Here is an 8,349-nt window from a genome sequence, read left to right as displayed (position 1 = left end):
ATCCGTCGCATACTCGATCGTGATGTCCAGCCCACCAGGCCGCCCATCCACCGAACGCCGCTCCGCGAAGGAGAACGTCAGATCGAACTTGGCGAACCGCAGCCAGGTGAACTCCGACTCGGTGTCCAGGTCCCCGGCGACGAGCGTCGGTGTGGCTGCGTCGGTGAGTGTGAGCATGACCTGGAACAGCGGGTGCCGGGCGGCGGAACGGTCGGGGTTGAGGGCCTCGACCAGCCGGTCGAAGGGCAGGTCCTGGTGGCTCCAGGCGGCGAGGTCGGTCTCCCTGACCCGGTTCAGCAGTTCGCGGAAGCTCGGGTCGCCCGACAGATCCGTACGCAGGACCAGGGTGTTGACGAAGAAGCCCACCAGGTCGTCGAGCGCCTGGTCCGTCCGGCCGGCGATCGGTGAGCCGAGCGGGATGTCGTGCCCGGCCCCGGAACGGGACAGCAGCGTCGACACCGCCGCTTGGGCCACCATGAACACCGATGCGCCGGATTCGCGCGCCAGCTCCGCGAGCGAGGAGTGGACGGCCTCGGGGCAGTGCACGGTGTGGGTGGCGCCGCGGTAGGAGGCGACGGCCGGCCGCTGCCGGACGGTGGGCAGGGTGGCCTCTTCCGGCAGGTCGGCCAAGTTCCGTCGCCAGTAGCCGAGTTGGCGGGCGGCGACGCTTTCCTGATCCGCCGGGTCGCCGAGCACGCCGCAGTGCCAGAGGGTGTAGTCGGCGTACTGGGCGGGCAGCGGCTCCCATGCCGGGCGCTCACCGCGTGCGCGGGTCGCGTAGGCGGTGCTCAGGTCGCGCATCAGCGGCTGGTAGGACCAGCCGTCGGAGACGATGTGGTGCATGACCACGAGGAGTACGTGGTTGCGCTCTCCCTGGCTGAACAGCCGTGCCCGGAACGGCAGATCGGCCGCAAGGTCGAAGATCCGCTCGGACTCGGCGGTGAGCAGTGCGGCGATGTCCTCCTCGGTCGCCGGGGTGACGGGCAGCTCCACCCGGACGCTGTCGGCGGGCAGGATCCGCTGGTAGGTCTGCCCTTCCGCCTGCCCGAACACGGTGCGCAGGCTCTCGTGCCGTCCCGCGACATCGGTGAACGCGGACTCCAGGGCGGCGACGTCCAGGTCGCCACGCACCCGGACAGCGAGCGGGATGTTGTACGTCGCCGACGGCCCCTCCAACTGGTCGAGGAACCACAGGCGTTGCTGGGCTGCCGAGAGCGGCAGCGGCTCCGGGCGCTCCTGGGCGGTCAGAGCCGGGCGGGTGGACTCGCCGCCGCCGGTGGCGACGTACTCGGCGAGCAGCGCGACGGTCGGGTAGTCGAAGAACTGTCGCAGCGTCAGCTGGACGTCGAGGACGGTGCGTACCCGGCTGACCAGCCGGGTCGCCAGCAGCGAGTGGCCGCCGACGGTGAAGAAGTCGTCGTCGATGCCGATCGTCGGCAGGCCGAGGGAGTGGGCGAACAGGCCGCAGAGGACCTCCTCGACGGGGTTGCGCGGGGCCCGGCCGTCGGCTGCCGCGCCGGCCCGGGGTGCGGGCAGTGCGCGCCGGTCCAGCTTGCCGTTCGGGGTCAACGGCAGGGTTCCCATCGGGACGACCGCGAAGGGCACCATGTACTCGACGAGCTGCTCGCCCGCGTACCGGAGGAGTTCGGCCCCGTCCAGGACGCCCTCCTCGACGGGTACGGCGTAGGCGACCAGGCGCTTGTCGCCGGGCCGGTCCTCGCGGACGATGACCGCGGCCTGGGCTACGGAGGGGTGGCGGACCAGCACGGTCTCGATCTCGCCGAGTTCGATACGGTTGCCGCGCAGCTTGACCTGCTGGTCGGCGCGGCCGAGGAAGACGATCTCGCCTTGTTCGTTCCAGGCGGCCAGGTCGCCGGTGCGGTACATGCGGGTGCCGGCCGGTCCATAGGGGTCTGCGGTGAACCGTTCGGCGGTCAGGGCGGGCAGCCGGCCGTAGCCCTGGGCCAGGTGCGGTCCCGCGACGTAGAGTTCGCCGGTCTCGCCCGGGGCTGTGTGACGCAGGTCGGCGTCCAGGACGTACATGGCGGTGTTCGCCATCGGGATGCCGAGGTGGAGCCGGTCGAGGGCGCGGACCTCGGGGGCGAAGGCCTGGTAGCTGCAGAAGACGGTCGCCTCCGTGGGCCCGTAGACATGCACGAACGTGGTGTCCGGGCAGTGGTCGAGGGCCCGTTGGAGGGCGGTGGCGGACAGTACGTCGCCGCCCGTCCAGATCTCGCGCAGCTGCCCCAGGGCGTCGATCGCCTCGCTGGCCATGGCGTCGAAGAGGGCGGTGGTGAAGTACGCGGCGGTCGCCCGGTAGCGGGTGATGGCCTCGGCGAGCTCACCGATGTCGATCTTCGGGGCGGGCAGCACGACGGCCAGTCCGCCGCGCAGCAGCGGCACCCACAGCTCGTAGGTGGAGGAGTCGAAGGGCAGCGGCGAGTAGGCGAGCACCCGCTCGTGGGCCGTGGCGCCGAAGCCCGGGTCCAGGGCCAGTTCGACGACGTTGCGGTGGGTGTTCACGACGCCCTTGGGGGTGCCGCTGGAGCCGGAGGTGAACATCATGTACAGCGGCTGGTCCGGGTGGACCGTGACGTCGGGGCCGGTCGTGGCCGTGCCGGCCGTGGCGCTCGTGTCGTCGAGCCGCAGGGCGGGCAGGTCGCCCGCGAAGCCGGTGTCCCTGGCCGGGCGGTCGGTGACCAGGAGAGTGGCCCCGGTGTTGGAGAGGATCCAGGCGAGGCGGTCCTCGGGCTGGCGGGGGTCCAGGGGGACGTACACGCCGCCGCTCTTCAGCACGGCGAGGACCGTGATGACGTAGGCGAACGAGCGGTCGAAGAGAAGGCCGACGGCGTCGCCGGGCCGGACGCCCTCGGCGACGAGGCGGTGTGCGAGGGCGTTGGCCGCGCCGTCCAGCTCCCGGTAGGTCAGGCTGCGGTCCTCGCGGACGAGGGCGACGGCCTCCGGGGTACGGGCGGCCTGCGCGGCGAAGAGAGCGTGCAGCGCACCCTCGGGGAGGTTCTCGGCCGTGTCGTTGTACGTGGCGACGTGCGCGGGAACGACGACGTTGAGGGAGAGAGCTGGATCTGCTTGCGGCTGGGACATCTCGACACCTTCTTGGTAGCTCGGATCTCGTGGTCTCGCGGCGTGCCGGGAGACCGACGGAGCCACGGTGGATGACGTGCGGATGGTGCGAATGGGGCGAAGTGGAGCGGTGGGCAAGTGGGATGGGGAGTCAGCCGGTACGGGAGTGCGTCGCGGCGTCGTGCGGCAGCAGGACGTCGTCCGCTTCCAGTGCGTTCGCGTGGTACTTGCCGACGGAGCTGATCAGCAGCCTGAGTTCCAGCGCGATGGACTCGACCAGCCGGACCAGCCCGGCTTCGGCGTCCTCGTCCACGGCGAGCAGTGCGGCCCGGCCGAGGCCGACGGCGCGGGCGCCGAGCGCCAGAGCCTTCGCGGCCCTGCTGCCTTCCCAGATCCGCCCGCTGGCGAGCAGGCAGTGGCCGGTCCGGCCGATGCGGGTGAGGCACTCGCCGAGCGGGAGCCCCACCTGGCCGAGGAAGGCGGTCGGCGCCCACGCGGTGCCGCCCTCGGCGCCGTCGACGGTGACGGAGTCCGCACCGGCCGCCCAGGCGGTGGCCGCGGCGTGGGCCACGTCGCGGCCGGGGTGCAGTTTCACCCACACCTTCACGCGGGGGAAGTTGTTCCGCATGAGCCGGATCTGCTGGCGCAGGATCTCCTCGGTGAAGGTGCCGGGGCTGCTGATCCGCAGCACCGAGTCGCTGTCGGCGCCGAACACCGGGTCCATGGCGTACTGTTCGGCGACCCTGCCGCCGGCCTCGCGGCCCAGGACGGTGAGTCCGCCGAGCCCCGGCTTCGCGCCCTGGCCCACCTTCAGCTCGAAGGCGAGCCGGCCGGTGGCGAGCAGCGGTCCGGACACCGGGTCGCTGTAGACCAGGTTCCACACTTCCGCGTCGGCGTCCTCGGTGGACTGCTGCACCACCACTCCGCCGTGCTCGTCGTCGGCGGCATACGTGTAGGCGGCGATCCGGCCGAGCAGCGGGGAGACTCCGGAGTCGGCAGCAGCGCGAAAGCCGTTGACCGGCACCACGTTCTCCCCGACGACCATCGGGATGCCGAGCTGTCCGGCCTGCCGTCCGGCCGCCTCGCCCAGGTCGTGGCTGGCGACCTGGGTCGAGCCGAACGCGGACACGTAGAGCGGCAGCCGGGAGGCGAACCCGCCGATGCGCGTGTCCAGTCCGACGTCCGTGTACAGCGGTTCGCGGGCGAGGTCGATGAGCTTCTTCAGCCGCTCCGGCATGAACACCGGGGGCACGATCCTGGCGCGCTCCAGCAGGTCGTACGGGTCCTGGCCGCCCGGGATCGCGCCCAGCAGGCCGCTGCCGTAGGACTCCAGCGCGGGGAAGGCCCCCGCCGCTCCGGCCCTGGCCCGGTGCCGGACCTGTTCCTCGGGGAAGCCCGCGGCGCTCAGTACGGTGCTCATGCGGACACCACGCCGGGGAGCTTCGGGTAGGCACTGGCCTCCCAGGCCGCGGTGCGGCCCGTGACGTACCGGGTGAAGCGCTCCAGGCCGATGCCGAAGCCGGAGCTGGCGGGGATGCCGCGGCGGGCCAGGTCGAGGTACCAGCCGTACTTCGCGGGGTTCTCGCCGGTCTCGCGCATCCGGGTGACCAGGGCCGCGTAGTCGTGCTCGCGTTCGCTGCCGCTGGCCAGTTCGCCGTAGCCCTCGGGGGCGATCAGGTCGAAGTTGCGGAGGATGCCGGGGCGGTCGGTGTCCTCCTGGTCGTAGAAGCCTCGCGAACCCTTGGGGTAGTCGACGACGAAGAACGGGCGGCTGGTCTTCGCGGAGAGGATCTCCTCGCCCTCCCAGTCGATCTCGGCGGCCGGGTCCTGCGGGTGGCCGAGCGCCACCAGGTCCGCGGTGGCCTCCTTGTGCGTGGTGCGGTCGAACGCCCCCCGGACCACCTCGCAAAAGGCGTCCCGGTCCCGGCCGAGGAGCTCCAGGTCCGCGGGCATCTCGCGGACGACCTCGTCGACGACATGGGCGACGAGCCGCTCGGCGAGCTCCATCGCGTCCTCGCGGCGGGCGTCGCGGATCTCCACGTCGATCTGGTGGAACTCCGCGAGATGCCGGTGCGTGACGGCCGTCTCCAGCGGTTCCAGGCGGACGTTGGGCGCGATGTAGAAGATCTTGTCGAAGGCCAGCAGCGACGCCTGCTTGTAGAGGATGGCGCTGGTCATGAGCTTGTACTTGTGGCCGTAGAAGTCGACGTCCACCTGCTTGGAGCCCCGGATGCCCGGGTCGGTGACCGGTCCGATGACCGGGGGCAGCAGCTCCTGGAAGCCCTGCGCGGTCAGGAAGGCGCGGGTCGCCGCGAGCATCCGGCTCTGCACCCGCAGCGTGGCGCGGGTCGGCTCGGCGATCAGGTGCTGGTCGGGAGAGGACGGGAACGAGGGCGCGACGCGGCCGTCGGACTCGGCGATCGTGCTGGTCATGGTGCTACCTCCTGGGTGTGCTGCCGATGGGCTGCCGGGCGACGGGCCGCCGGGGGAAGCGGGGAGCGGGGAGCGTGCTGGGGAAGGGCGTGGTCGTGGCGGCGCTGTACGAACGACAGGGCGTCGAACAGCCCGGCGGCGGTGAGCCGCCGGCCGCGGTCGCGGACGGGCCCGAGGGGCATCGCCCCGATCTCGGACCAGGTGAGGCGGCCGGACCCGTCGATGTGGCTCCGGGTGCGGCCCGCGTTGTCGGGGTGCAGGCAGTAGGGGACGTCGAGGTATCCGCGGGCGAACGCCTTCAGCAGGGCCTGGCCCAGGTCGTCGTCGAGGTTCAGCACCGCGTCGACCAGGGCACGGGCCTCGGCGTACACGGCGTTGTCCGCCGGGTCGGTGTACGGGTCGGAGGCGATTCGGGGGTGTGCGCCAGTCGCCGTGCGGTGGCGGGCGGCGGCCCGCGCGGCGACCCGCAGGGCCTCGACGTTCTCCGCGACGGTCGGGATGCGGTGCGCCTCGGCGGCCGTCTTCACGATCAGCCGGGCCGCCCCGGTCTCCACGGCCAGTTCGGCCGAGCGCTCCAGGAGGTCCAGGGAGCCGTGACGGGTCTGCGGATAGAGACCCATGTAGGTGTAGAGGACGATGTGCCAGTCGGTGTCCGGCAGGAACTCGCCGGCCAGCCGGTGCAGGGCGTGCATCGCGTCGCGGTCCTGGTCCGCGTTGGTCTGCTGGGCGTAGCTGAGCGAGATGCTGCGCAGGCCCGCCCGGTGGAAGAAGAGCGCCTCCAGCGCACTGATCGCGACGAGCAGGCCGGGCGGGCAGAGCTGGCCGAGCATGCAGCCGCCGAAGGTCTCCAGGTGCGGTTCCGCCCCGGTGCCGCGCAGTCCGGCCAGGAAGTCGCAGCTCTCCTGCCAGTTGCGTACGGAGTCCAGGAGCGGGGTCCGTCCGTAGGGCAGGCAGTAGGAGACCGGGCCGCCCTCCGTGGCGTCCAGGCCCAGTCGGGCCAGCGCGGCGACGATGCGCTGGGGGCGGGCCGAGCCGTGCCGGATCTGCACCGGGAAGCCTGCGTCGCGGACACCGTCGAGGACCCAGCGCGAGGTGTGCGGGCTGTAGGAGGTGATGGGGAATCCGTTGAGCGGGACGCCGCCGTTCAGGGCGCGGGCCGCGGACGCCTCGTCGTTGACCCGGGTGTAGCTGTCGATTGTCATGGTGCCGACGACCGCGTCGGCCGCCCCCTTGGTGGCCAGCAGGCCGGCCCTCATGAGCGCGGGGTCGGAGAAGCCCATGCGGGGCTGCACCACGAGGGTGCCGCGGGCCTGTGCCCCGGCGACGAAGCGGCCGAAGGAGAGCGGTCGCCGGTGCACGGTGGTGCGGCTCCCGGGCGCCTCCTGGACCGGCGCGGTCACCGTTCCACCTCCTTGGGCAGCGAGTCGACGTAGGACTCGAAGGCGGCGATGTCGACGCCGTCCTGGAAGACCGCGTCGAACCCGGCCCTCATCAGGGCGTCGGCCTCTTCCTCCCCGTCCCCGGAAACACCGAGCTTGCCGCCGATGACCGCGGGCAGGCCGGTCAGCTCCCAGCGCGAGCGGATCGCGCCGATCAGCGGTTCGGCGTCGTTGAAGCCGTGCCCGTTGACGCTGCTGACGACCAGGAGGTCGGGCTGGAACTTGCAGCAGGACTCGACGATCTCGTCCTCGGGCACGCAGGAACCCAGATTGACGACCTTGTGCCCGAGGTCTTCGAGCAGCAGTTGGATGTAGATGAGATTCCAGGTGTGCGCATCGGATTGCAGTCCGGTGACAACAACATCCAGCGGCCCGGATCGATGACGAGCCGCCCATTCCGCAGGCTTCATTGTTCGCTTCGTCCACATCATTGGATGACAAGGGGAGAAAGAGGTCCGAGCTGGCCCGGAACTTCCTTTCGGCCACAACCGTAGATTCGCTCCGGCGCCGTTTCCGGCGTGAGCGGCGGCAACTGGGCGGCAGCAGAGGAGCAGTTGACCGACTGCCCGATGCCGGGCGGACGGTGGGACGTGAGACTGGCCGCACTGCATTTGCAGAATTCAGCGCCCGGCCCGTTGCACAACGCGCGCACCGCGCAGACCGCGCACACCGCCGGCGAACGACCGAGGAGTCATGACATGGCAGAGACCGGCCACAGCGTCCGTGCGGCGGACGTGCTCGCGGACGTACTGGCAGAGGTACGGGAACGGGTCGACCGGCGGGAGGCGCTCGGCGAGGCCCAGGTCGCCGTGCTCGAAGCCGCGGTGAACATTGTCCGCGCAGGTCAGCCCGGGTTCGAGGTGATGCCGGTGGAGCGTTCGGAGCTGGTGCGCGAGGCGCTCGGTGCGGTGCGCGCGGCCACCGTGGCTACCGGGGTGGCCCTCACGTACGCGCATCGCACGGCCCGGGTGCCCGCCTGATCGCGCGGGCCGTGGTGCCGCCGATCTGCCTGGGCTTCTGCCCGGCGCACCGGTCCGCGGCTCCTAGTCTCTGATGCAGACGAAAAACTCAGGCACATCTGAAGACTTCACGAATAACTTCGTCCAACCGAGGTGGAAATCATGGCAACCAACCCGTTCGAGGACTCCCAGGGCCGCTATGTAGTGCTGGCCAACGAAGAGGGTCAGTATTCGCTGTGGCCGGCCCGGATCCAGCAGCCGGCGGGCTGGGAACTGGTGAAGGACGAGGCAAGCAAGCAGGAATGCGGAGAATTCATCGAGGCGAACTGGACCGACATGCGGCCGCGTTCCGTGGTTGCGGCCATGGGTGGCTGAACCCACCGGTTCTCCCGTTCCGAAAGGGCGGGTGCGGGGTGCGATTCGCGCCCGCACCCGCC

7 protein-coding genes are annotated in these 8,349 nt (G+C 71.1%); 2 read left to right on the top strand and 5 right to left on the bottom strand.

Going from position 1 to position 8,349, the window contains the following annotated elements:
• From ACIRJP_RS31885 to ACIRJP_RS31865, 5 genes are all read right to left on the bottom strand, one after another.
• Positions 1-3,102 (bottom strand): amino acid adenylation domain-containing protein (locus ACIRJP_RS31885; RefSeq protein ID WP_404181621.1); only part of this gene is annotated, 3,102 nt, incomplete at its 3' end.
• A 130-nt stretch (positions 3,103-3,232) separates the two neighbouring features.
• A complete protein-coding gene (locus ACIRJP_RS31880) occupies positions 3,233-4,501 on the bottom strand; it encodes a glutamate synthase-related protein (protein ID WP_404181619.1) in 1,269 nt (422 codons plus the stop codon).
• Positions 4,498-5,514: an asparagine synthetase A gene (locus ACIRJP_RS31875; RefSeq protein ID WP_404181616.1), complete on the bottom strand. Its 1,017-nt coding sequence runs from the start codon at positions 5,512-5,514 to the stop codon at positions 4,498-4,500. Before ACIRJP_RS31875 ends, ACIRJP_RS31880 begins: the two co-directional genes overlap by 4 nt.
• A complete protein-coding gene (locus ACIRJP_RS31870; RefSeq protein WP_404181613.1) occupies positions 5,511-6,914 on the bottom strand; it encodes a methylaspartate mutase in 1,404 nt (467 codons plus the stop codon). Before ACIRJP_RS31870 ends, ACIRJP_RS31875 begins: the two co-directional genes overlap by 4 nt.
• Positions 6,911-7,363, bottom strand: coding sequence for a cobalamin B12-binding domain-containing protein (locus ACIRJP_RS31865; RefSeq protein ID WP_266735462.1), 453 nt, complete (start codon positions 7,361-7,363; stop codon positions 6,911-6,913). Before ACIRJP_RS31865 ends, ACIRJP_RS31870 begins: the two co-directional genes overlap by 4 nt.
• Positions 7,364-7,651: 288 nt before the next feature.
• Between ACIRJP_RS31865 and ACIRJP_RS31860 the strand changes: the two genes are divergently transcribed.
• Positions 7,652-7,933 carry a hypothetical protein gene (locus tag ACIRJP_RS31860; protein ID WP_376426954.1) on the top strand — a complete coding sequence of 94 codons (282 nt, stop codon included), beginning with the start codon at positions 7,652-7,654 and terminating at the stop codon, positions 7,931-7,933.
• Positions 7,934-8,074: 141 nt separating this feature from the next.
• The gene (locus ACIRJP_RS31855) at positions 8,075-8,287 is read left to right on the top strand and encodes an MbtH family NRPS accessory protein (protein ID WP_266735465.1); all 213 of its coding nucleotides are present in this window, start codon (positions 8,075-8,077) and stop codon (positions 8,285-8,287) included.
• Positions 8,288-8,349 lie beyond the last annotated feature (62 nt).

The organism is Streptomyces sp. NPDC102437 (assembly GCF_044765565.1).
Taxonomy (GTDB): Bacteria; Actinomycetota; Actinomycetes; order Streptomycetales; family Streptomycetaceae; genus Streptomyces.
This window is presented reverse-complemented; position numbering and strand designations above follow the sequence as displayed.